Origin of the sequence: Rhizocola hellebori (genome assembly GCF_016862955.1) — a bacterium.
GTDB lineage: Bacteria > Actinomycetota > Actinomycetes > Mycobacteriales > Micromonosporaceae > Rhizocola > Rhizocola hellebori.
This window is the reverse complement of record NZ_BONY01000043.1, coordinates 60525-84700: the sequence shown is the minus strand read 5'-3', so window position 1 is coordinate 84700 and position 24176 is coordinate 60525. Positions and strand designations below refer to the sequence as shown.

Here is a 24176-nt window from a genome sequence, read left to right as displayed (position 1 = left end):
CGCCATAATCACAGCATGCAGTTGGGGGCTCGGATTCGTGACCTGCGGGTCGAGCGGGGGTTGACGCAGCGTGAGCTGGCCGAGCCCGGCTACAGCCGGGGGTTCCTGGCCGCTGTCGAGTCCGGCCACCGGGTGCCCACCGATGAGGCGCTGGCCTATCTCGCCGACCGGCTCGGCGTCGGCACCGACGATTTGCGCTACGGCCGGCCGATCGGCGTGCGTGAAGAGCTGGTCGAGCGTCTGGCGCAGGTTCGCCGGCGACTGTCGGCCGGCGATGACGGCTTCGCAGCCAGCGAGGCGGCGCGGGTGCTGGCCGAGGCGCAGCGTTACCACCTGCCCGATCTGGCCGGGCTGGCCCGCCTGGTCGAGGGCGACGTTCTGTTGCACCGCAACGATCCGGCCGCCGCGCTCGCCGCCTTCCGGGCCGCCGCGGCCGAGCCGATCACCGGGGTGGTCGCCGCGGAGACGATCGCCCGCGTGTCCAACAGCCTCTTCCTGACCGGTCAGACAGCGGCCGCCATCGAGCTGGTCGAGTCGGAGCTGCGGGCCGTGCGCGCCGCGCCGCCCATCGATCCCGCGGTGGAGCTGCGCCTGCTCACGCCGCTGATCTACCCGTATGTCGAGGTGGGAGCCGTTCAGCGGGCGCGGCGTCTGGTCGACGACGGGCTTGCGCTGCTGCCCCGGGTCACCGACATGTCGATCGTGGCGTCCTTCCACACCGTGGCCAGCCAGGTGTGGAATGCCCAGGGCGTGCTGGCCGAGGTCGACGCCGCGCTGAACACCGCCCGTCGCATCTGGGCCGAGCTTGGCATGGAGCGCGAAATCGGGCGCTGCCATTGGATGCGCGGCTATGTGCTGTTGCGCATGGACAGGCTGGCCGAAGCCGACGGTGAGCTGGTGCTGGCCCGCGACATTCTGGGCCGGGTGGGCGCGCAGCACTTCTACGGCGGAGCCACCATGGAGCTGGCCGAGGTGCGGCGGCGGCAGGGCCGCTTCGACGAGGCGGAGTCGCTGTGCCTCGAGGCGGCGCAGGTGGTCAACGCCGCCGGGTACGACGAGGGCATCGCCGAGGCCGACCGGCTGCTGGGCCGCATCGCGGTGGCGCGCGACGACCTGCGCGGCGCGGAGGCGCTGCTGTCGAGGGCTGCCGACCGGTACGAGGCGGCCGGATTATTCAACGAATTGATGCGCACTTGCCGTGAGCTGGGTGAGCTGCTGGTCGGGCAGGAAAGGCTGACCGAGGCCGTGTCTGTTATGCGACGCGGAGTGTCCTGTGTAGACAAGATCGATTGAAGTTTGCCTCTTGACAGGGACCTGCGCCATCCTCTTAACTCCGGTGTTACAGGAGCAGTAACAGAAGTTAATATCGAAGAAGCACTCTCCATTCTGCTTCACCCCTGACCCGGATTCTGGCCGCGCGCAACGGGCCTGACTTTGCGTTGGGAAATCCATTTATTCGCATTAATAAACAGCTAGGCCCATCGGTCGGCCTGATCGACGCTGCCCGGCCACCGGACGCACCGAAGGAAGGAGCACCTCACGTGAGACCGAGAGCCAGACTCGCCACGACCGTGGGCATCGCCACGATCGTGGCGATGGCACTGTTCACGCCCACTGCCGCGGCCGCACCGACCCCCGAGGGCCCCACCACCACCACGGCAAGCCAGGACCCGGCGGCGCTCGCGATCGCGGTCGCCGACCGTGCCGCCGCCAGCGGTCTGGACGCGCTGCGCAAGGGACTCGACGAGAGCTTCCAGCGCCGCACCGTGGTCCCCGCCGCGGGCGGCATTTACTACATCTCCTACGAGCGCACCTACCGTGGCCTGCCCGTGATCGGTGGTGACGCGGTGGTCGTCACCGACTCCGCCGGCCGGGTCAAGCACACCACCTCAGCCGCTTCGCAGCCGCTGCGCGCCATCTCCACCCGCGCCCGGGTGAGCGCGGACACCGCCCTGGCCACCGCGAAGAACCAACTGTCGCGAGTGGACGATTCCGCCGCGCCGCGCCTGGTCGTGCTCGCGTGGGGGCAGGCGCCCGTGCTGGCGTGGGAGGCCGTCGTCTCCGGGATCGCCGACGGCAAACCCGCCATCCTGCACGTCTTCGTCAACGCGCAGACCGGCGCGATCAGCGACTACTACAACGACGTGCACGCCGGAACGGGCAACAGCTACTACAACGGCACCGTCACCATCAACACCTCCGGCTCGGGCACCTCGTGGTCGATGGCCGACTCCACCCGCAGCGGCATCCGGTGCGGCGGCCAGACCGGCACCACGTTCACCGGTACCGATGACACGTGGGGCAACAGCTCCGGCACCAACCTCGAAACCGCTTGCGTGGACGCGCTTTACGCGGTGCAGCGGGAGTGGGACATGCTCAGCTCCTGGCTGGGCCGCAACGGCATCAACGGCAGCGGCGCCGGCTTCCCGGCCCGGGTGGGCCTGAACGAGGCCAACGCGTTCTGGAACGGCAGCTACACCAACTTCGGCCGCAACTCGGCCAGCACCCAGCAGGCCACCGCGATCGACGTCGTGGCCCACGAGTTCGGCCACGCCATCTTCCAGACCACCCCCGGCGGCGCGGGCAGCGGCAACGAGAACGGCGGTCTCAACGAATCCACCGGCGACATCTTCGGCGCGCTGACCGAGCACTTTGCCAACAATGCCAACGATCCGCCGGACTACCTGGTCGGCGAGGAGATCAACCTCTCCGGCTCGGGTGAGATCCGCAACATGTACAACCCGTCGGCCGAGGGCGACCCGAACTGCTGGTCCACATCGATCCCCAACACCGAGGTGCACTCGGCCGCGGGTCCGCTCAACCACTGGTTCTACCTGGTGGCCGAGGGCTCGTCGCCGGGTGGCGGCAAGCCCAGCAGCCCGATCTGTTCGGGCGGCCCGGCTTCGGTGACCGGTATAGGCATCCAGAAGGCCGGCAAGATCTTCATGGGCGCCCTCAACCGCAAGACGTCGACCTGGCGCTACGCCAACGTGCGCTCCGCGTCGCTGGCGGCCGTGGTCGAGCTCTACGGCGCGGCCAGCACCGAATGCGCCACCACCAAGGCGGCCTGGAACGCGGTCAGCGTTCCGGTGCAGTCGGGCGAGCCGACCTGCAGCACGCCCGGCAACGACTTCTCGATGTCGCTCAACCCGACCTCGGGATCTGTCCAACCCGGACAGTCGGCCACCTCCACGGTCGGCACCCAGACCACGAGCGGTAGCGCCCAGACGGTCAACCTGAGTGCCACCGGGCTGCCCAGCGGCGCTACCGCCTCCTTCAGCCCGTCGTCGGTCACCTCCGGCAACTCGTCCACCCTGACCGTCGCCACCTCGGCGTCCACCCCCAACGGCAGCTATCAGATCACCGTCACCGGCGCGGGCAGCACCAGCCACAGCGTGACCTTCACCCTCACCGTGGGCGGGGGTGGGCCTGGACCTGGTACCCCACCAAATGTGAATGTCGATAATGTGCGGGCGCATCTGCAGCAGCTGCAGACCATCGCCTCCAATAACGGCGGCAACAGGCGCTCGACCGGCGCGGGCTACACCGGCTCGGTGTCCTATGTGGAGCAGAAGCTGGTCGCCGCTGGTTATAACGTTGTTCGGCAGAACTGCGCCTCGGGCTGCACCGCCGGAGCCGGGCCGAACCTCATCGCGGACTGGCCGGGCGGTGACGCCAACGAGATCTACATGTTCGGCGCGCACCTGGACAGCGTGTCGGCGGGGGCCGGCATCAACGACAACGGGACCGGATCGGCGGCGCTTCTCGAGACGGCGCTCGTGCTCGCCGAGCAGAACCCGCAGATGACCAAACACGTCCGCTTCGGCTGGTGGACCGACGAGGAGCAGGGCCTCAACGGCTCCGAGTTCTACGTCAACAACCTTGCCGCGACTGAGCGGGCAAAAATCAAGGGATACTTCAACTTCGACATGGTCGGCTCGACCAACGCCGGCTATTTCATCGATGCCATCACCTCTACCCTGGCGGGCAACCTGAAGGGGTACTTCGACTCCATCGGCGTGCAGACCGAGGAGATGAGCGAGTGCTGCAGCGATGACGGCCCATTCCGCAACGCGGGGATTGCGGCAACGTTCCTTTCCACCGGGGCGTCGGCGGTCAAGTCGTCGGCCCAGGCCCAGAAGTGGGGCGGCACGGCAGGTCAGGCCTTCGACTCCTGCTACCACTCCTCATGCGACACCTATCCGAGCAACGTGAGCACCACGGCTCTGGACCGCAGCTCCGACGCGGTCGCCTGGGCGCTGTGGAAGGTCGCGGTCGGCACCATCACCCCGCCGACCCGGGACTTCTCGCTCGCGTTGAGCCCGACAGCGGGGACAGTCCAACCCGGACAGTCAGCAACCGCCACGGTGAACACCCAAACCACCGCGGGCACCGCACAGACAGTCAACCTCACCGCCGCCGGGCTGCCCAGCGGCGCCACCGCATCGTTCAGCCCGGCCACGGTCACCTCGGGCAGCTCCTCGACGATGACCATCAGCACCTCCGCCTCGACCCCGGCCGGCAGCTACAGCGTGACCGTCACCGGAGCCGGGGAAACCGCCACCCGAAGCGCCACCTACACGCTGACCGTGCAATCCACCGGTGGCGGGCGGACCTTCACCAACGGCACCAACTACAACATCTTCGACAACAGCTTCATCCAAAGCCCGATCACCAGCACGGCCACCGGTGCGGCGAACTCACCGGTCACCGTCTCGCTGACGATCGTGCACAGCTGCGCGGAGGACCTCGACATCTGGCTTCGCGGGCCAAATGGCGTCTGGTACCAGCTGAAAGCCGAGACCTGGGGAACGTGCACCCCATGGTCGGGGCCGCGCAGCTACTCCGTCCCGGTAAGCCAGCAGGCCGCGGGCACCTGGTTGCTCTACGTCGGTGACAACTTCGTCAACGACACCGGCTATCTGGACACCTGGAGCATCACGCTCTAAACCGTGGGTGGGGAATAGGCGGCCCCGGGATCTCGTGGATCCCGGGGCCGTCTGGTTACAGTTAACCGAATCGACCACCGGAGTTGACTGGAGGCGCCGGGTGAGCGACGCGCCCGACGACCTCGGCCAACGCATCCAACAGCTCCGGCTGGCCCATGGCCTGACCCAGCGAGCCTTGGCCGAGCCCAAGTACACGGCCGCCTATGTGTCCTCGGTGGAAAGCGGTAAGCGCAGCCCATCGGGCGAGGCGTTGCGCCACTTCGCCCAGCGGCTGGGAGTCCCCGACGCCGAGCTGACCGCCGGGCAGCCCGGTGACAGCCTCGGCCTGGAGCTGGCGCTGACCGACGCGCTCGCCACCGGCTCCGGCTTCATGTCCGTCGCGGCTGCCGCCGAAAAGGCTGGCGATTCACGGAGATGGGCCTGGGCTCTGCTCTTCCTCGACCCCGAAGCCCACCTGGCCGATGCCGCCCGGATGCTCGAGGGCGAGCCACCTTCCGATCGCGTCCCGCTAGTACTGGCCCAGGCCCGCGCGGCCGAGCCGCGCTACGCGATCTACCTGCTGGAGGAGTTCCGCGATGCTTTGCACCGCGGCGGGCTGCCCGACCCCGATGCACGTTACGTCTTGCACGCGCACCTCGCGGAGCGGTACCTGCAGATCGGCGACGAGGAACGGGCCGCCGCCGCCGCACAGGTGGCCCTGGCCCTGGCCGGGCCGCAAGACCCCGCCGCCGTCGGCGCCGACTACCTGGCCACCGCGCAGGCCCTGCTAGCCCTGCGCCGTCCCGCGGACGCCGCTGTCGCGCTTGGCCAAGCCAAAGCCGCTTTCTTGCGCGCCCATACCCGCCCAGCCCTGGCCGCCTGCCATCGCGCCCGCGGCTGGATGCGCCGCGAAGCCGGACAGCTGGAAGAGGCCGCCGCCGACCTGGCTCAAGCCCGCCACCTCTACGGCCCCACCGAAGCCGCCCTCGACATCGGTGTCGAACTGGCCGAAGTACAACGCCGCCGCGGCCGGCCAGACCAAGCCGAAACCTTGCTTTACGAAGCCCTACAAGCCTCCACCGACACCCAAACCGCACCCCTCCGCGCCGCCGGCGCCTACCGCGAACGCGGCCTACTAGCCCTCGACCGCGGCGACGACACCGAAGCCGAATCGATGCTGCGCCAAGCCATCGCCCTGTACCGCGACACCGGCCCCCGCCGCGAACTAGCCCGCAGCCTGCGCGCGCTCGGCGACCTACTGACCGCCCAAACCCGCCTAGCCGAAGCAGCCGACCTCCTCCGCACCGGCCTACTCGACCTCGAACGCATGGAGTGACCGGCTTTCAGTCACACGCCGCCGGGCCAGACGCGCCAGAATGCGAAGAGGATCATCGCCGTGGTTGGCAATCCTCTCGCAGTGTCCACGGCGGGATCTCGATGAGCCCTATCTCGCAGCCCGCCATACTACGAATGACCCGCCATACTACGAATGAGTCGCCGGCGGCGTGAGCCTCAGCGCCGAGGACCGGCACTACTGATTTCGGCCATGCCAGTCGAAATCGCCCAGTTGAGCAGATTCGCGCCGCTCTGGCTGCAGCGTTCCAGGAATGATCACCTGCACGGATCATGGAAGAACCGTAAGCCGGTGCGATCCTGTTACTCGATTGATCGAGGTACTACAGTGCTGTCGTGACCAGACCTGGCAAAGCTCCACGTGGACGGACACTGGCGACCCTGTTCGCGGAAGACGCCGATGCTGCCATATTGCGCGTCCTGGAAGACGCAGCTGGCAAGGCACTCGATGCAGGGAAGATCAAAGCTGCCCTGAGGTCTGGCGGAGTCGAGAAAGTCGCGGCGGATAAAGCGTGGAAATCCATTCAGGCCAAGCGCCTCAAAGCACACGATCAGGTGGCCGTTGACACTGGTAATCGCTATCGCTGGACGACGGCCAAGGCTGAACTGACCGCTTCGGAGGCACTAGACATTCTTGCCAAGGGGGGCGGAACCGCGCCGCGAAGGGCAAGGCTTGTAGAGATTATCCGGGGCGCCCTGCTGCAGCGGGCGCCGGCCGTTGAAGCAGCGCGTGAGCCTGTCGCTGAGGGCAAGATCTCTCCGTCCGCCGGTGAGCAGGCTGACCTTGAGTGGGCAGCGCGCGTGCGAAGGGCTGAGGGCGAGGGTATCCGGCTACTTGCTGACCTGGCCAGTACCGTCGAAGGTTTGATCGACAACGAAACCCCGCCAGACGCGATGCTCAGGATGGTTCGGGCACGGGTCGGCCGTAGTGCGCTTGAAGCGGTAGGCCATGCGGGGGAAGAGACCACGTTCGATCGGAAGAGGCATGAGCCGATCGGCAGCGCCATACGCGACGGAGCGCCTGTCTTTGTTGTCCGACCCGGGTATGTCTGGAAGAAGACCGATAACGATGTACTAGTGCTGAAGGTGGTCGTCGAGGAGTAGTAGTCGAGGAGTCGGGTCAGTTGAGCAGTAAAGCCAAGCCAGCAATTGGATTCGACTTCGGGACCTCTACCACCTTGATCGCCAATCCGCGAGGCGTCGTACATATCGGCACCGATACGGAAGCTTCTTGGATACCGTCGATTGTGGGGTACGGCGACGACGGTTCGATTGTCGCTGGGGATGCGGCGCGAGATCTGCCGCAAGACCAGATGATCCGATCGATCAAGAGATGCATCACGGATGATCGTGTGTTTGTCCGTCTGGACACTCCGACCGGGATTCGGGATATCCGCGCTGACGATCTCATGGTCGCGATCCTGCGCGAGGCGATCCAGCGCGCGAAGGCTAGCGGCCAAGACATGACCGACGAGTCGGCAATACGGATCGGTTGTCCGGCGATGTGGAACGGCAAGCAGCGGCGCCGCCTTGAAGCTGTGGCGCGGCAAGCCGGGCTGCCTGTATCACTTGCAAACTTTGTGGACGAGCCCGTGGCGGCGGGCATCGCCTGGGTGGTCAAGCACGAAGTCGACGCCACGATGCCGCTACGCGTGCTGGTTTTCGACATGGGCGGCGGCACGCTGGACATCGCCGTGCTCGATGTACGGGGTGCCAGCCATTATGACGTTTCCGTCCTGGCGGCAGTCGGTGCTGCTGAGGCCGGTGATGCGTTGGACGATGCGCTCACCGCCGACCTTGAGCTCCAGCTCGCCGTGGCAGGTTACGACATCCAGGCGGCATCCAACTCACGCCAGGCGAGGGATCGTTTGCGGGACTCTGCGCGGGCCGTGAAGATCGATCTGACAAACTATGCACAGATTGATGTAGCACTGTCGAAACGAATATATGGGATTGCGACCATTCCCTATAGCCGCGAGCAACTCAACGAGGTGTTCGCGGAGCAAATAGACCGTGCTGAGTTTTACATCGCGGCCGCACTACGGGCGGCTCGGCTGGCCGAGCCTGGTGCCGTCTCCGCGCACGAACTGCTGCGTACCCCCATAAACAAATTGGTAGAGAACGTCGATGTCGTCGTGCTTTCTGGCGGCATGAGCCAGATCCCTTACGTGACAGAACGAATGAGGGAACTATTCCCCGCCGCGACACGCATCGAGATGGCCACCACGCCGTCTGAGGACGCTGTGGCTATCGGCCTGGCCAACGCCACACGCTTCGGGCGGATCAGCATGTACCGTCCGGCGTTCGACATCCTGCTTGAGTGGGATCACGGGCAGGAGTTCCGAGTGGTCTATGACGCCTTCACCCCCCTAGTCCAGCCTGGTCAAATCGCGCAGGGAACCAGCGATCTTCGTTATGTGGTCAACGGCTTGGACCTCATGCTTCCACGCAAAGGAACGGGACGGCTCCGCGTGGTTTCCCAATCAGGTCAACGGATTCACGCGAGCATAGGCGGGGCAGACCTGAACGGATTCCAGGTGATGCTAAGCGAGCAGAAGTTCGAATTCTCCATCTATCCCAGCGGTCGCATACGCATGACAGACGGCGGCGGCACATACGACGGCCAGGTCGACGCATGGCATTTCACAGACGCAATTCTGTGACCGATGTCCTAGACCGAACCGAGCCCGATTTGCTTGCCTCATTTGGGACCGGCCACGAAACGCAGCGGATGGGACCGACATGCTCGTACGGTCAACCGGGACTCGTTCCGGCATTGGAAGACCGGGCCAGAGCCAAGACCTCGTCGGTCGTCAGCGGGCTGCGCGGATGGTGGCTGAGGCACATCGACGTACGCACCTTCTGTGGCGGTTCACCTTCGACCGCCACATAGAATTCGCCCGACTTGAGGCGCGAAAGATCTGATATGTCGCCACCCCTCATCTTTGCCATTTCACGAGCGGCCTCGACCTGCACTGGCGCATGGAGTGCGCCGAAAAATTGCGTCGTGGCGTTGCCAGAGACGCGATTATGCAAACCTTTGGGCGCTTGGGTTGCGAAGATCAAGCCGAGCCCGTATTTGCGGGCCTGCGCGGCCAGAGCCAGGGTGCTTTGGGTGCATGCGGTCATAGGACCTGACGGCGCCAACGTCTGCGCCTCGTCCATCACGAAGAGACCGAGTAGTGGCCGGTCGACTGCGGGGTTCTTCTTGATCCAGGCGAACAAAGCCATCTGCAGCTGATTGACAAAGCTCTGACGGGCTTCTTCAGCTGGCAGGCCGACCATGCTGATCACCGAGATCCTAGCTCGCTTGCCGGGCGTCGGGGTGAGCAGTAGCCCGGGATCAGCGGGGCTTCCGTCTCCTCCAAACATTGGGTCATTGTCCATTGAGGCGGTGAGCGTCTGTGCCAGTCCAGCGGCGATCCGATCGGCGTCGCCGAGCCGACTCACCCCGTCAGGCAACGCCGACAGCAGCTCGACCAGCCCGCGAAGGTCGCCGCCCCCCTGTCGTCCGTAGTGCTCCACCGCGCGACGCAGCACCGCCAGGCCGAGCTGAGCCTTGTTGGCTCGGCCAACAAGGCTGGCCCGCGGGGCCAGGGCGGCCACCGCTGCCTCCACGGCCTCGCCAAACTCGTCTGGATCATCGCGCATTTCGCCGAAGTCTGGAAGCGGTTGGAAGCTCAGCGGACGGCCAGATTCGCGACGTGGCGTCCAGACCACCACCTCTGTGTTGGCAAGGTACGTCGTTGCGCATTCTTGATCGTCAGGCCGCCAGGATGAGGGCGGTTCCGGCCATTGCTCGCCGAGCCTAGCCAAGTCGTTGTTGGGGTCCAGGACGATCGCAGATACGCCCTGCAACGCGCAGTCCTCGACGAGACGCCGTATAAGCACCGTCTTGCCGGAGCCCGATCCTGCGAAGATCGCTACATGCTTGCGCAACGACTCCAAGGCAACCGGCACGGGTAAACCATCCTGATATCCATACCCGACCACGACCTCGGGCGAGGTCTCGTCGACCTCCGGGTCTCGCCCCAGCGGGCCTGGGATATGACCCGCAGCAGTCCACGCATCCGCATCCCCCAACGCTTCCTTAAACAATGCAATATCAGCGGTGGGCCTGCGCTTCACCAGCCACGCCTGATATTCCGCAGGGTTCTCGTCGCGCAGGCCATGCAATGCGGCCAGCGTCCGCAGGTCCGCATCATCGACGCTGAGCATGACACCGCCAGCGCGCCGGAACTCCCGGAGCGACTGCTGGGTCTTGACTCCGGCGGACCAAGGGCCGTTGCGGATCAGGAACAGCATGCGTTTGGCGACATCAGTAGACAGTCCCGCGCCGGTGCTTGCGCGGCGCAGCCGGTTGAGCGCGGCCACGGCATGATGCGTGTCGCTGATCGCCCGGAAGCACCAGTGCACTTGGTCCTCAGTGTCTTCATTCAGGGTCCGGCGTAGTCGTGCGTGCAGGTCCGGATCGGCGCTTGGTGGCGGGTCGAGGGTGAACACTTTGGCGCCTTCACCGCGTTCCAGGATCCAGGCGGTCAGTCCGGCGGCTAGTAGCAGCGGGAACTGTGAGTCTTCGACGTCAGCATCAAGCGGGGACGTGATGTCGGCCTCGTGTTGCAGCTCTTCAAAATGAGCATCAATACGGGCGAGTGCATCGTCTGAAACTTCGGGAGTCAGCGGGCCTGGCGAACCCGGGTCGTCCTCACCGTCCGGAAGGTCGCTCAGATAAGTCAGCTCTCGGATCTCGCCGGCCTTCAGGCAGGTGTGGATGTGCCGGTCGATCTCCATCAGTAACCGACGTGGCGTGTATGTCCCCGCCGCCGCGAACGCAGACTCCCGAACGGGCCAGGTCGGGTAATCGGGGTGAAACCCGAGCCTGGCGTACGGTTCAGCGAACCGTCGCTCGACGATCTCCCGGGCCAGCTGACCATCGATGATGCCTTTGATCACCGCCGATTTACGGAATCGATCGGCGACCGTGTTGGTAACCCGCTTCTCTATCAGTGTCCAGATCTGCGGCAGGCAGGCGACCACCGTCAGTGTACGGCGGGTACGTTCGCGCAGCGTCATGAGACCGCTCGCTACGTGTTCGAGCGAACGTAACTCTTGCTGGCTTACTTGCGTGTCCTCGTTGAGTGCCAAGTCGGCGCTGAGCGAGGACTGGGCGATCAGCGTGTCGATCTGATCCACTGCGATGACCGATGGTCCGGTCATCGCCAGCAGGAATGAAAGCTGACGGACGATCTCCTCTGCGGTGTACGGCTTGCGCCGCATGCCCCAGTCGGTGCGTTCACCGGGGAACGACTCCTCGTCTGATGCGAAAAAATTGTCAGCGATGTCTCGATGCGCGGAGTTGTGGGAAGCGTTGAGGGCCAATGCTCGGGCAGTATCCCGGCTGACGCCCTCGACGAACGGGTCGAGGTCGGCGAGCCCGCCAATGAAGGAGTCGAGTGCAGCTGAGGTCAGCTCGGTCTCCCCCATCACCGCCCTACGGGCCGCCCGACTCGCACCGATCCGTGAGGACAGTCGGCGTAGCAGCAGGCGGCGCTGCGCCTCGCTGCCCGGGACTGGCCGGGCCAGGCCATCCCTCATGGAGGCCAGCACGCTGGGCCAGAAGGTCTGTTCGTCCTGCAGGCTGACGAGAAAGAAGTACCCACCCTGCTCCTGGACGCATTGCCGCACCCAGCCGAGCAGGTGGGTCTTACCTGAACCCCGCCGGCCCAGCAGCGCCAGGCTGATTGGGTTCGTAGTGCTGGCTTTCGCATCATCGATTCCGGCCAGCAGGTCCGCGACGACCTCGGTGTGCAGGCCATCCACATGCATCGGCGATGGCTGCCAGACGTCGTCCGGCACCGGTGCCCAGCTGAGCCTTAGAGCGCCCAGTGCAGCACGCTCCTCGTCGGTCATCGCACGCCAATCGACAGCAAATGCCGGTCCTCGCCACCTATCCGTACCGCCGCACGGCGTTCGCTCGACGTCAGCCGCGACTGATTAGCTTCCGGCTCAAGGTTGACATCCGGAGCATCCAGCAGGGATCTCAGTGCTTTGTCCAGATCAGCCTTTGACACGTTGTCGAAGAGCGGACGAAGCCGGCTGAGGCTGACCCACGCTCCCGGCTCCGTGGCCAGGTCAGCGTAGGCGCCCCGGATCTGCCTCTCCAGGCTCTGCTCATCGCGGAGCGGCGCCAACGTGCGGGGCTTGTCGCCATCGTTAAGGTGGTACTCGTGTAGGGCGGCGAGTGCGGCCCAGAACGGCAACTCCTTGGCGCCGAGCTTGCTTTCCTCAACGCCCTCTCCATCCCCGGCCACCTCCAAAGGCACCTTGAGTACCTTGATGCCCTTGGGAGAAATAGCGTGCCGGTACGGACGCTGATCCGTCTTTGAAATAACATAGCCACCCGCGTTGAGCCGCGTACAGCTCGCACCCACCAGTCGCACGCCATGATGATCATTTAGGTCGGTGTTGGAGATCTCCTCACGTTCAATGTCGAGCAGGATAAGAAACGCATAATCTGTTGGAGTCAGATCGTCGGCCATAGTTGGTCCTTTCCGAAGGTCATTGGCTCGGAGCCGGGAGTGACTGGCTCTCCATCGGCGGCGAGGCCGAAGGCGCGTAGCCGTCCCAATTGCTCAGGCGGGATAACTTCCTGCGCTGTATAGAGCGCGATCAGGAGGGCGGCGGCGCTGTGGGTACCGGCTTCCAGTTCGGTGCGCAGACCGTCCTCGTCGCGTAGCTCAAACAGCACTGTGCACAATTGCCGCGCCACCCCCGGGTCGCCACCAGCGGCCGCCCTCAGCTTTGCCACCTCCGACTCGGTACCGCTCGAACGCACACCCTCCGCGCGGACCTTCGACAGACGCAGCTCCGCGGCCTCGTCGCCACGACTTGCGCGGGCCTGTAAGAGATCCACGTCGCCCCAGGCGAGGTACAGATCAGCGAGGGCTTCCGCCGCGTACTTATCGCCATGGTCCGCACGCTCCCGCAGCTCCCTCAAGCAGCCGCGGTCAACAAGCCGCTCCACGAGTTGCTCGGCGGCGATGGTGTCGCCATCGTCCGCACGAACTCGCAAGTCGTCGCACCTGCCACCATCCGAGAGGATCTCGGTGAGTCGCTCACGAGCCACGGGATCCCCAGCATTGGCTCCGGGACGGATCTCTTCCGCCCGCTGCCACAGTTCCTGCGTACGCATGAGGCGTTCGCCGAGGTCCCGGTCCCTTGGGCGCACTGCCAACTGCCGTCGCAGCACGTCCACCGCCTGTTCAAACCGGTCCTGGCGGATCAGCAATTCGGCGAGCTCGGTCGCGGCGGAGCAGTCACCGAACTCGCCGACGAGCCGTGCGAGGGCCGGTTCGACGTAGCGGAATCGCAGCCTAGCGGCCGCACTGTCCGCGACTCGGCGCAGATCCACTGCGCGGTCCGTCCGCGTGACGAGTGCCATCCAGGCTTCATGTGGGACAGGCTCAGTCCGGCGGCGCCTCCGCAAATGCTGGGCCAGGTAGTCGGCGATCATGTACCCGCCGAGGACGCCAGCCCGTCCTCCGTCCGCCGGTGACAACGCTGACACGTCGCCGTGCAACGGCCTGGTCGCATGGGGGATGGCCTTGGCCAACCACTCCTCCTTCGACCTCACCCGCTGAGCTGTCTTGAGATAGCCGAACATGGCTTCTGTCAACAAGTCCTCGTTTAACGGAGCCTGCACGCCGAGGCGGTGCGCATCGGCAGCCACAGTGATCAATGCCTTGGCATACGGGTTAGGCGCCTGCTCCCAGCAGAGCACCAGGGCAGGACCACCGGCCAACGCCTGGGTCAGCCCCGTGTCGCGTGTTTCTAGCGCAACCCGAATCCGGCTGTCCTGCTCTCCTTTGTCACGTGCCGACTTGAGCTCCGCTGGGGTGAAGGTGTCTGGGACGCTGATCATCGTCGCGCTCCTAAGCAGACGACGGACATCTTCGCCCTCATCGGTGGCCGCCTGCATCGCTATCGCCCCAGAGATGTGCTCCGGCCACAATGTGCCGACGACAATGTTCTCTTTGCGGGTCAACGCGCGCACGCATTCCGAGGACAGTGGCGGTTGGCTGCCCAGGAAATGCTGCAGTTCGTCGAGCCAGAAGATTGTCCGATTCGGCGGATTGTCCTTCAGCTCGAATAGCTCGTCAGCCGCCGCCGGTTGTAGCAGCCGCCAGTCTGGCGCTACGTCGTGGACCGCTTCGTACAAGGAGCGGGTCTTGCCAGTCGACGAGCCGCCGACCAATATGACGAAGTAGCCACCGCCTAGACCGTTGCCGGCCAAGGCTGTACGGAGCTGGAAATCAAAGTCGCGCTCTACGTAAGCCGGAAGATCATCGGTCGTGTCCGAAGTGACAATGGCGCTATGGATGCCGAGGGCGAGCGGGGAGGCTTCATTGAATCTGCCCTCAATGACCGGCTGCCACGCCGCGACGCGTGACCGAGCTTCGAGCCATTGACCATAGTCGCCCCGTGGCACGTCACACACGGTTAGGACGCCCATCAAGACCTGCGGATTAATGAGCGTCTTACCGTTGAGCGCGTCGCTAAGGGTCGAGCGCTTCAATTCCTGCCGTGAGCCCCTGCTCCTCTTTTCAATCTCGGCCAAGGACAAACCTTTGTGCTCGTAGAGAGCCCTGAGCGCCGCCCCGAGATCCGTCCGTGAACGCACCCGGGAAAGATCCAGATAGCGTTGGGGCGTCAGTACTCTCACCTCCCGCCGCTGGCAGTCCAGATTTGCGGTCATGATATCGATAAGCCACGCGCCGCACCATCAGCGCTGTTGACTCAGTACATGGCCACTCGGATCACTCACACCATCCGACTGGGGCATTCCCGCCCGCTCACGCCTCCGGTCCGCGTCCGGCAGCCATGCCGGAGGCAGACATCGGCTCGGCGACATCGCATTTCCCAAGTCCTCTACGGCGTTGCGCCCATCCGGATCCCTCCGGCTCCCTGGCCGGAGGGCTAGCCAGTTGGTCCACTGAACTATCCATTGAGGAGCCCCCCTTGGGCACCAATCACAGCCATAAGGAGACCCGATGCAGCAGTGGGTTGGCATCATTCAGGACACCGACGCGCTCTCCGTACTCGCCATCACAGTCGCTCGCGAGGGGGTGAGGGCCCGCGACTGGCATCGAATCCGAAACGCCCATGAAGGCGCCGATGTGGCGGAGCCCGCCAACAGCTACAGCGAGGCGCTCCATCATGTCATGGCATTCAAGCACTACATCGAGAACCAGGACGGCTACCGTTTGATCAACAAAGGAGAGGGATATTTTGCTAATGAAAGGGACGTTCAGACCTACTTTGGCCTTGCTTGGATAGGCACTACCTCGGACGTAAATCGCGAACCAAACAACGGTCGCGGACCAGTCGACTTCAAAGTCAGCAGAGGGGCGACGGACAAGACGCTGATCGAATTCAAATTGGGCAGCAATCGTCAGCTCAGACGCAACCTGATGAAGCAAGTCGAGATCTATGAGGTAGCAAATCAGACCAAGAGGTCCATCAAAGTGATCGTCTGCTACACAGCGAAGGAGGACGAGCGAGTGCGGGCCATCCTGAGCGACCTCCAGCAAGCGGATGCCGAGAACGTCGTCCTGATCGACGCACGTGGCGACAACAAGCCATCAGCATCGAAAGCATAGCCACATAGCTTGCCAAGGGTCATTTTCGCAAGGTGTATGAGCGCCGACCCACGTAGTTCTGTGGGTTGATCGCGCATCGCATAGCCAGGGGAATGGGTCGGCCGGGCAGCGGTAACTTCCTTTGCCCGGCCAATCGGATCTTCGAAGCTAATGAGACAGCGCGAGCGTCAGAGCCTCCAACAGGTCACGGACCGAGGTGAAGACATCCGTCGCCTGATGGCCAAAGCGCTGACCGCCGCATCCCCGTCTCGATCGGCTGCAGTTGCCACTGCAGCAGCCTCACTTGGGACCAGCGCGACCGCGAAACTGGGTCATCGCCGTTGTAGCCGGTGACCAATAGTTCTGTGACCTCCATCAAGAGTCCTCTCGCTTCTGGGCGTTCTCGTTCGGGTGAGCAGTTCGGACCCGGAGCTGGCATTGACCTTGCACGGGATAACGGATCATGGCCCCGACGTCAGGGGGTTGCGGACTTGGCTCTCGTTTTGATTCAACGCCTCGTGCAGCAAAGTATTTGGTTAAGCGCTCGACATCAGCGCCAAAGCGTTTGGAGGGCGTTAGTTCCAGTACGGCCGCGGCGCAATCAGCCCCGGAAAACATGTCGGACAGGACGCTGCATCGCTCAATGTCAGCACGCTGCGGTGCCAGCTCACAAATAATCACGTGATCCCAGGCGAGGCCGCCGGCGCGTAGCGCCACTATCCATCTGTCGTCACTCTGGAGTAGAGCAGCGAGTCTCGCCATGTTCCGTTGGTAAACACGTGGTCGCGCATACGGCCCTCATAGCCGAAGCCGAGCTTGTCCAAGACCTTCTGAGAACCATGGTTCTCTGGCCCGCAAGCGGCCTGAATGCGGTGCAGACCAAGGGTATTGAAGCCGAAGTCCATCATTAGCAGGCAGGCCTCAGTGACGATACTTTTGCCCCAATGGTCCTTGCGGAGTGCGTAGCCGAGTTCGCCACGTTGGTGGGCGTCGAGGGCGATGCGAACAAAACCGATCAGCTGATTGGTGTCGCGCTCGGCGATGGCGAGATAGTAATCGGGACGCGCGTCGGACTGTGCTCGCTGGATGTCTTTGGCCAGCAGTTCCGACTGCTGTTCGCGGGTGCGGGAGTCGAAGGAGAGGAAGACGGTGACGTCTGGGTCGCCGACGATGGCCATGCTGTCGTCGAGGTCGGACTCGACGAATTCACGCAGGACGACTCGGGTGCCTTCGATTCTGACCGGGTACACAGGCGGACTCTATCGCCGAGTGGGTCAGGCAGTAACCACAGCGACCGAGTTTCGGCCGAAGGTTTCGATCTCGTCGTAGGTGAGTCATACCCATCAATGTTAGGTCTGAAGACCTGGCGTGGAGTCAACGTGGACCAGTTCCTTGGGACGCAATTTAGACGGCAACAACCGGCGGTCTCGCTGCCAAGACCGAGCCTGCCACGATCGCTCCTAGACCAAACATTGTCGACCATGTTATCCGCTCAGCGAGCAGCAGCCAGCCGAGGATCATTGTGACACCCGGCGAGAGGTAGAACGCCATGGTCGTTTTGGCTGGCCCAACGCGAGCGATTAGGCCGTAGAAGAGGCGCAGCGTGAAGCCTGTAAATACCACACCGAGCGCGATGAGAGCCAGCACGCTGGGCATGGAAGGCGACTGGCTTGGTACCGAAAGTGATGCAGGGATGAATAGCGTGGCGGTCGCCACCAACATCGCAGAAGTCGCGATCCCAAGCGGCTCAGCGAACGTGAGCTTGCGGTGGATCAGGATGGAGCCCATGGCATAGCAGAGGGCAGCGCTGGTGACCAGGATGCCGCCAAGGAGTGGGTCAGCGCTGCCGCCGATGTCGACTCCGAAGATGAGTGCCAGCCCCGCGAAGCCGAGAAGCAAACCTGCCAGGCCTGCGGCACCTTTCGGCCGCTCACTCGGGTCGAAGCGGACAGCGAGTAGCGCCACAAACAGGGGCTGCGCGCCGATCAAAATGCCGGTTAGCCCAGTTGAAAGCCATTGCTGGCCGTAGGTCAGAAGCAGAAGCGGGGCTGTGGCCTGGAGCAAGACCGTGAGCAGGACCCACCATGGATGTCTCAGCAGCGACTGGAGTGCACCCCGATGCCATGCCAAAGGCAGCAGTACCGCGGCCGCCAGAGCCGCACGGCCAAACACCACGACCACTGGCGAAAAGCTCTGAAGCGCGACGGCTATGAGCAGGTATGCCGTTCCCCAGAGAACAGAAAGCGTGATCAACATGAGCCAATCTCGACGGCTCATGCTGCAGCTCTGGATCTCGCGGTCTGAAGATCTCCGGGCGGGTGCTGCACGACACCGGAGGCTACCCGACAGTGGCGAGTAGCGTCCTGGTCGAGTTCAGATAGCGGTACGGCGTGAACTGCGGCAGCATCCGTCGGATGCGGCGCTGGTTGCGGGCGGAATTGGTCTTGGCCGCCAGTCCCCATGCATCCAGTGCGGCTTGCGCAGCGGCCTCGGCGTCGGTGGCCCAGCCGCCCGCCATGCGGGACATTAGCTGGGCAGTGGCCAAATCGATGAGGGTGCCTGATCGTTCGCGGACGTAGTGCGCCGGGAGTGCGGACACCGCCTCCTCAAGGCTGGCGATCGCGGCTCGCGCATCGCCGAGCTTGACCAGGCAACGGCCCTTGAGCCGGGTTACGTGTTCCGGGCTGTTGAAGAAGCCCAGCCAGTTGGGAACGTCCTGCGCAGCCACGAGGTCGAAGAGCCGTTCAGCCTGGGCCAGGAAGGCGGCGCCTGCGGGTCGGTTGCCGGCGAGTGCTTGAGCTTCGCCCATGGCTTCGAACAGCCAGCTGCGAACTGCGGGGCTGACCCCGAGGCGTGGGTTCTCGGCCAGGCGCAACGCCGCGGCAAGGAGCCGGACGGCGTCTGGTCCGCGTTCGGCGTGGAGGTGGATGTAGCTCATGATGCCGAGCACGTAGGCATGAAGGGTGGGGTCGTCGCCTTCCTGCGCGCTGGACAGAGCTATCGCCGTATAGTGCCGCGCCGACCCGTAGTCCTGACGGTCGATCGCCAACCACGCAGCAAGCTGGGCCGAATCGCCTAACGCCCGCGCAAAGCGTTGGTACAAGGGCGACGGCACGTTGTCGGCAAGCGCCATCATGCGGCCGAGCTGAGCGATTGTTTCTGCATAAACCGAAGCCGATCCGGTTTGGTAGTCCATCTGCCGGTAGGTGTCCGTCAACGTCTCGTATCGCATTAGCAGCTCGGGGTGGACGGCCTGACGGCGCATCAATTCTCCTCCAACAGGCGTTGTCGGCAAAGCCTTCGGCGAGACGCACACACCGGATATCGCGTCGGGCGAGATATTGACACTGGCCTGGTCGGCGCATGCCAGAAGGGCATCCAGCTCTTCGACGGAAACCTTAAGCGCCATCGCGATGTTCGGTCGCTGCCAAGGTTGCGGTTCGTTGTCGCCGCGTTCCCACCGGATGACTGTCGTGCGGTCGACGCCGAGCTGTTCGGCCAATGCTTCCTGGCTCAGGCCAACTGTTCTGCGTCGCTGCGCTAAGCGAATCCGTCTCATGACAACCTCTCGCACCCCGTCGACCGCGTTCCATGATATTGACGCAAATCAGGATTGCCATGGCAACGCCCATGCCACGGCTCTGCCACATTGCCACTCTGTCTGGCATGGATCCCAACCGACAGGGTGATTCGCGTGACAACGAAACGGGATGCTGGGACCTCAAACTGCCTGTCCTGGCCCGACTGTCTCGACGTCGCACAGAGACCACCAGCCGGAATGCGGTTGCTCCGATGGCTCGCACCCAGGAGAACCCAAGGACTTCCGGCTGGTGGCCATCACTTCGACAGGGCACCGGGTCGTAGGCGACGGATGGTCCATGCGGCTTGGTGCAATCGAGGTCTGCCGAAATGATCAGTGGCACGAAAGGGGGTGAACGGAATGGACTACTACCTTGCGGCACCGGAGATCGAGTTGGAAAGCCATCCAGACAGCGGGAGCGATCCGCGTGGCGACGATGACGACCTCAGCTGAGACCCGTCAATAATGGGACTGCGTGGCCGAATGATGGCCGCGCAGTCCCGATACCCGCCAGCATGACACGACGGCCGCCGGAGCCGATTACGAACGGGCGTTCGCGCTTTATGGGCGCTACCGGCTGCCCGTAGACCGCACCGGACCCAGCAGATGCCAGTACGATTGCCGATCTCATGGAAGGTGGATCGGTACCACGGCGGGACCGAGTTTGAACCGGTTGACGAACGGATTGAGCACATCATTGCCACGCTGTTCCGGCAGCAAACCTACCGCGTGCCTGTTGCTTGCCAGAGATGACAGAAGCCGGCCAGAGCTTCCTTAAGACCAGCGGAACCCTTGCGCTGCGCATCCCGCCGAGGCCGCCGACCTCCTGCGCAATGGCGTGGCACTGCTTCAGTCGCGAGGATTGGCCTGTCGCAGTGCGTTGAGCACCGCAGACTTGAGCTTGCCGGCCTCGTCGGCCTCCATTTCGGCCATCGTCTCCACCCGGCCACGCAGCAGGTGAATCTCCTCTTCGCGCTGGCGCACCCGCGTGGCCATCGCGGGATCGGCGCCGTCCCAGGCTTCGGCCAGCTCGCGGTAGTCCATGGCCAGCCGGTCCAGCTTTTCAAGCAACGCTTCGTTGTCGCGCTCATCCTCGATCATCCGGTCGAGGCTGGCCTGGAGTTCCTTGGCCAGCTTGAGCGCCTTCTGCTTGTCTTCCTCACTGGCCTGCGCCATTGGAGGACCCTTCCTCTCGATTGGTGGGGTTCTCTGTCCGCAACGCCCTCGCCTCCTCGGAGATCGCATGTGCCACAAGATCGAGCGCATCGCCTTCCAGATGCAGCACCTTTCCCGAAAGCACACGAAGGTTCTCCTCGACATCACGTGCCTTGGCAGCAAGATCGTGAGCTCCGGCGGTCTGCCATTGGGAGGCGAGCTCGCGCTGTTCGCTGACCAGCTGAATCAGCTGTAACGCCAGCTCCTGTTGTCGCATCGCCAGAGCCTGGACGTGCTCTGTGCGCTCCTGCAGGCGATAGGGATCCTCATTTGCGGCTCCCAACCCTTTCCTCCCACCCAGTAGGCTCACCAACGATTGGGTGTTGCGGCGTTCGCTAGTCGTCAAGCGAATGCCACCGTAAGCCCACGGCGCGGGCCCGGCAAGGCGATCAATGTCCAAGAATCTTGACTATGTGTTCGATATTGATGTTGTGAGGTGTCTGTATATTGTGCCCGCGTGTCAGGTCATGCGTTCATTAGCTACAGCCGCAACGACTTGGCCTTTGTCGAGCGCCTCGCCACCTTCCTGACCGATGCCGGGGTCCCCGTCTGGTTCGATCGCGAGATCGGCCATGGCGAGCGATGGACAAGGGTGATCGAGGAAAGGATCATTTCCTGCTCGGCGATGGTGGTGGTGATGACACCCGACGCGGCGGAGTCGCACTGGGTGGACATCGAGGTCAACCATGCGATGAAGCAGCAGAAGAAGATCTATCCGTTGCTGCTCAAGGGGGAACCGCTCTTCATTCTCAACAATCTTCAGCTGTACGACGTCTCCGGCGGCCGGATGCCCGGCAACGCCTTCGTGGCCCGCCTGCGCCGGGGGTTGCCCGCCCCGCTTGGCATCGACCCGGTGCGCGCCGACGCGGAGACCGAGGACCTCATGACGGAACAGCGATCGCTGATCGCCGACCTGACCCGGACCAAGGGGCGGGTCAGCCCCGAGGTCCTCACCGCCCAGAAGGATCTGGCCGCCTTGCTCTGGGACGACGGCAGGGCCGCCGAAGCGATCCGTGTCATACGGAGCGTTGTCGCCGACAGGTCCCGCACGCTGTCGGCCGACCATCCGGAAACCCTTGCCTGCCGCCACCTTCACGCGTTCTACATAGGAGAGTCGGGCGAGGCAGCCGACGCGGTCACCAGATTTCGCGGCATAGTCAGCGATCGCGAGCGGGTGCTCGGCCGCAATCATCGGGAGACCTTGGAAAGCCGGCATCTGCTCGCCTTCTACCTCGATCTTTCGGGCCGCCGGGCGGAGGCCACCCTCATTTTGCGCGAGGTCGTCGCCGACCGTCTGCTGGTCCTGGGCTCGGCCCACCCGGACACCATGGCCAGCCGCCACCTGCTCGCCGCCACCGTCGGCGCCAGCGGCAAGCCCGAGGAAGCGGCCAGAATGCTCGACGGTGTGGTCGCAGACCGGGCCGCGGCGTTCGGTGCCGATCACCCGGACACCATGGTCAGCCGGCATCTGCTGGCCTACTACCTCGGCGAGATCGGCCGCCGGGCCGACGCCATCGCGCAGCTTCGCGGCGTGGTCACCGACCGCACTCGGGTCCACGGCGTCGACCATTTCCAAACCCTGTACAGCCGCCACCATCTGGCGTGCAACATCGGCGAGGCCGGGGACAACGCCGAGGCGGCACGGCTGCTGCGAGACGTGGCGTCCGACTGCCTGCGGGTGCTGGGAGCCGGGCACCCGCAAACCCTGGCGAGCCAGCAAAGCCTGCTGCACTATGCCAGCCGCAGAGATCAGCGCTAGAGCGGTTGTCGCACCGCTGTGGCAGGGTGGCCTGGTGAGCAGGGGTCAGGACGGCGAGCTGGTGACGGCTGCCCGGGTGGGCGATGAGGCGGCCTTCGCCGAGTTGGTGAAACGTTATCGCGAAGAGTTGCGGGTGCACTGCTATCGGATGCTGGGTTCCTTCGAGGAGTCCGAGGATTTGGTACAGGAAACGTTTTTGCGGGCGTGGAAGAAGCTGGCGGGTTTCGAGGGCCGCTCGTCCTTTCGCACCTGGCTCTACCGCATAGCCACCAACGCCTGCCTCGACGCTCTCGACGGGCAGGCACGGCGGATGCTGCCCCAGCACGCGGCTGGGCCTTCGCAGCCGGGTGCGCCGTTACGGGCGCCCACCGATATCGCTTGGCTGCAACCATATCCAGACACGCAATGGGAGCCGGCCGCGCCAAGCGACGATGAGCCCGACGCGGCGGTGGTGTCGCGGGAGACCATCGAGCTGGCGTTCCTCGCCGCGATCCAGCACCTGCCGCCTCGCCAGCGGGCAACCCTCATTCTGCGCGACGTGCTTGGCTGGCCGGCCGATCAGACGGCCGTCGTGTTGGAGACCAGCGTGGCCTCGGCCAACAGCGCGCTGCAGCGGGCCCGGGCCACCCTGCGATCGGTGCTGCCGAGCAGACGCCAGCAATGGGCGCCGACCATGCGGCCGACCACCGAGGAGAAGGAGATCCTGCGCCGCTATATGAAAGCCATCACCAGCGGCGATCTGCACGCCGTGGCCGCGCTGCTGGCCGAGGATGTCCGCACCGGAATGCCGCCCTTCGCCAACTGGTATTCGGGGCGCGACGCGGTGCTGGCCGCCCTCGCGGCGGGTTTCGACACCGACCGGTTTCATCTCGTGCCGGTGGGCGCCAATCGGCAGCCCGCCCTCGCCAGCTACCTGCGCGACCCGGACACCTTGGTATACAACGCCTTCGCCATCGGCCTGTTCACGATCGAGCAGGGGGTCATCACCGAGATCACGTCGTTTCACCTGCCTTCCCTGTTCGCCTCCTTCGCGCTGCCCGATCGGGTCCTGGCTCACGACCGATGAGTTTTCGCGGCGGTCACCGTCTCAATGAAGGTCAAACACGATGATCAGCATTGGGAGGTAGTTCATGGGCAAGGTTCTTTGGCACATCACGATGTCGCTGGACGGATTCATCGCCGGGCCTGGTGGCGACATGTCATGGATGGCCGGGTACGGCGGAGCAAACCCGACGGCCGAAGAGGTGATGAGCAAGATCGGCGCGCTCTTCATCGGCCATCGCACCTTCCTCGGCGACGACGACGCGGGGGCGGGCAGCGAGGAGGGCAAGCCCTACGGCGGTGTGTGGCAGGGGCCGATGTTCGTGCTCACGCATGACAAGGCCCCCGCGCCCACGCCCGGCTTCACCTTCGTGGGTGATCTGGAAAGCGGCATCGCCGCGGCGAAGGCGGCGGCCGGCGACGGGTATGTCGTTGTTCTCGGTGCGAATACCGCACAGCAGTGCCTCGACGCCGGGGTGCTCGACGAGATCCTGATCCACGTCGTCCCGGTGCTGCTGGGTGACGGCGTGCGGCTCTTCGACCGAAAGGGCGGCGATCTAGTGCGGCTGGAACGCCTCAGCCTGACCCACTCGCCGCAGGTCACCAACATCTGGCTGAGCGTGGTCCGCGCCCCGTAAACCAAGGCCCCGCCGGTCCGTGGA

Annotated in this window: 17 protein-coding genes; 9 read left to right on the top strand and 8 right to left on the bottom strand. The window is 64.4% G+C overall.

Annotated features, from left to right (window positions below; translation table 11 throughout):
- The 5 genes from Rhe02_RS30180 to Rhe02_RS30160 all read left to right on the top strand — a co-directional run.
- A partial coding sequence (locus Rhe02_RS30180; protein WP_203911793.1) for a helix-turn-helix transcriptional regulator occupies positions 1-1293 on the top strand: 1293 nt, incomplete at its 5' end.
- A gap of 248 nt (positions 1294-1541) precedes the next feature.
- On the top strand, positions 1542-4949 hold the full coding sequence (locus Rhe02_RS30175) for a M28 family peptidase (protein WP_373320726.1): 3408 nt from the start codon (positions 1542-1544) through the stop codon (positions 4947-4949).
- Between the two features lie 100 nt (positions 4950-5049).
- Positions 5050-6264, top strand: a complete 1215-nt coding sequence (locus Rhe02_RS30170; protein ID WP_203911792.1) for a helix-turn-helix domain-containing protein — start codon at positions 5050-5052, stop codon at positions 6262-6264.
- Positions 6265-6617: 353 nt separating this feature from the next.
- The gene (locus tag Rhe02_RS30165) at positions 6618-7385 is read left to right on the top strand and encodes a hypothetical protein (RefSeq protein ID WP_203911791.1); all 768 of its coding nucleotides are present in this window, start codon (positions 6618-6620) and stop codon (positions 7383-7385) included.
- A gap of 20 nt (positions 7386-7405) precedes the next feature.
- The gene (locus Rhe02_RS30160) at positions 7406-8944 is read left to right on the top strand and encodes an Hsp70 family protein (RefSeq protein WP_203911790.1); all 1539 of its coding nucleotides are present in this window, start codon (positions 7406-7408) and stop codon (positions 8942-8944) included.
- Positions 8945-9035: 91 nt separating this feature from the next.
- Here the strand turns inward: Rhe02_RS30160 and Rhe02_RS30155 are convergent, their stop codons facing one another.
- From Rhe02_RS30155 to Rhe02_RS30145, 3 genes are read right to left on the bottom strand one after another with little or no spacing between them, the layout of a single operon-like run.
- On the bottom strand, positions 9036-12191 hold the full coding sequence (locus tag Rhe02_RS30155) for a helicase HerA domain-containing protein (protein WP_203911789.1): 3156 nt from the start codon (positions 12189-12191) through the stop codon (positions 9036-9038).
- The gene (locus Rhe02_RS30150; protein WP_203911788.1) at positions 12188-12820 is read right to left on the bottom strand and encodes a hypothetical protein; all 633 of its coding nucleotides are present in this window, start codon (positions 12818-12820) and stop codon (positions 12188-12190) included. Before Rhe02_RS30150 ends, Rhe02_RS30155 begins: the two co-directional genes overlap by 4 nt.
- The gene (locus Rhe02_RS30145; protein WP_203911787.1) at positions 12805-15036 is read right to left on the bottom strand and encodes a hypothetical protein; all 2232 of its coding nucleotides are present in this window, start codon (positions 15034-15036) and stop codon (positions 12805-12807) included. The genes Rhe02_RS30150 and Rhe02_RS30145 overlap by 16 nt, the downstream gene beginning before the upstream one ends.
- 295 nt (positions 15037-15331) lie before the next feature.
- Between Rhe02_RS30145 and Rhe02_RS30140 the strand changes: the two genes are divergently transcribed.
- Positions 15332-15940 carry a DUF8371 domain-containing protein gene (locus Rhe02_RS30140; RefSeq protein WP_203911786.1) on the top strand — a complete coding sequence of 203 codons (609 nt, stop codon included), beginning with the start codon at positions 15332-15334 and terminating at the stop codon, positions 15938-15940.
- Between the two features lie 695 nt (positions 15941-16635).
- Here the strand turns inward: Rhe02_RS30140 and Rhe02_RS30135 are convergent.
- From Rhe02_RS30135 to Rhe02_RS30115, 5 genes are all read right to left on the bottom strand, one after another.
- A complete protein-coding gene (locus tag Rhe02_RS30135; RefSeq protein ID WP_203911785.1) occupies positions 16636-17169 on the bottom strand; it encodes a GNAT family N-acetyltransferase in 534 nt (177 codons plus the stop codon).
- 154 nt (positions 17170-17323) lie between these two features.
- Positions 17324-18175: a DMT family transporter gene (locus Rhe02_RS30130; RefSeq protein WP_203911784.1), complete on the bottom strand. Its 852-nt coding sequence runs from the start codon at positions 18173-18175 to the stop codon at positions 17324-17326.
- An 82-nt stretch (positions 18176-18257) separates the two neighbouring features.
- Positions 18258-19478: a helix-turn-helix transcriptional regulator gene (locus Rhe02_RS30125; protein WP_203911783.1), complete on the bottom strand. Its 1221-nt coding sequence runs from the start codon at positions 19476-19478 to the stop codon at positions 18258-18260.
- Between the two features lie 870 nt (positions 19479-20348).
- Positions 20349-20675 carry a hypothetical protein gene (locus Rhe02_RS30120; RefSeq protein WP_203911782.1) on the bottom strand — a complete coding sequence of 109 codons (327 nt, stop codon included), beginning with the start codon at positions 20673-20675 and terminating at the stop codon, positions 20349-20351.
- Positions 20659-20931 carry a hypothetical protein gene (locus Rhe02_RS30115; protein ID WP_203911781.1) on the bottom strand — a complete coding sequence of 91 codons (273 nt, stop codon included), beginning with the start codon at positions 20929-20931 and terminating at the stop codon, positions 20659-20661. The genes Rhe02_RS30120 and Rhe02_RS30115 overlap by 17 nt, the downstream gene beginning before the upstream one ends.
- Before the next feature lie 240 nt (positions 20932-21171).
- Here Rhe02_RS30115 and Rhe02_RS30110 point away from each other — a divergent pair, with 240 nt between their 5' ends.
- From Rhe02_RS30110 to Rhe02_RS30100, 3 genes are all read left to right on the top strand, one after another.
- Positions 21172-22473, top strand: coding sequence for a tetratricopeptide repeat protein (locus Rhe02_RS30110; RefSeq protein ID WP_203911780.1), 1302 nt, complete (start codon positions 21172-21174; stop codon positions 22471-22473).
- Positions 22474-22504: 31 nt separating this feature from the next.
- Complete coding sequence (locus tag Rhe02_RS30105; protein ID WP_444544532.1) at positions 22505-23539, top strand: sigma-70 family RNA polymerase sigma factor; 1035 nt, start codon at positions 22505-22507, stop codon at positions 23537-23539.
- Between the two features lie 64 nt (positions 23540-23603).
- Positions 23604-24152 carry a dihydrofolate reductase family protein gene (locus Rhe02_RS30100; RefSeq protein WP_203911778.1) on the top strand — a complete coding sequence of 183 codons (549 nt, stop codon included), beginning with the start codon at positions 23604-23606 and terminating at the stop codon, positions 24150-24152.
- Positions 24153-24176 lie beyond the last annotated feature (24 nt).

What these genes read in the sequence shown, in the direction of transcription:
- Rhe02_RS30155 (WP_203911789.1), bottom strand. Translation starts at nt 12,191, where the DNA reads ATGACCGACGAGGAGCGTGCTGCACTGGGCGCTCTAAGGCTCAGCTGG.
- Rhe02_RS30150 (WP_203911788.1), bottom strand. Translation starts at nt 12,820, where the DNA reads ATGGCCGACGATCTGACTCCAACAGATTATGCGTTTCTTATCCTGCTC.
- Rhe02_RS30145 (WP_203911787.1), bottom strand. Translation starts at nt 15,036, where the DNA reads ATGACCGCAAATCTGGACTGCCAGCGGCGGGAGGTGAGAGTACTGACG.
- Rhe02_RS30140 (WP_203911786.1), top strand. Translation starts at nt 15,332, where the DNA reads ATGCAGCAGTGGGTTGGCATCATTCAGGACACCGACGCGCTCTCCGTA.
- Rhe02_RS30130 (WP_203911784.1), bottom strand. Translation starts at nt 18,175, where the DNA reads ATGTTGATCACGCTTTCTGTTCTCTGGGGAACGGCATACCTGCTCATA.
- Rhe02_RS30125 (WP_203911783.1), bottom strand. Translation starts at nt 19,478, where the DNA reads ATGAGACGGATTCGCTTAGCGCAGCGACGCAGAACAGTTGGCCTGAGC.
- Rhe02_RS30120 (WP_203911782.1), bottom strand. Translation starts at nt 20,675, where the DNA reads ATGGCGCAGGCCAGTGAGGAAGACAAGCAGAAGGCGCTCAAGCTGGCC.
- Rhe02_RS30115 (WP_203911781.1), bottom strand. Translation starts at nt 20,931, where the DNA reads ATGCGACAACAGGAGCTGGCGTTACAGCTGATTCAGCTGGTCAGCGAA.
- Rhe02_RS30100 (WP_203911778.1), top strand. Translation starts at nt 23,604, where the DNA reads ATGGGCAAGGTTCTTTGGCACATCACGATGTCGCTGGACGGATTCATC.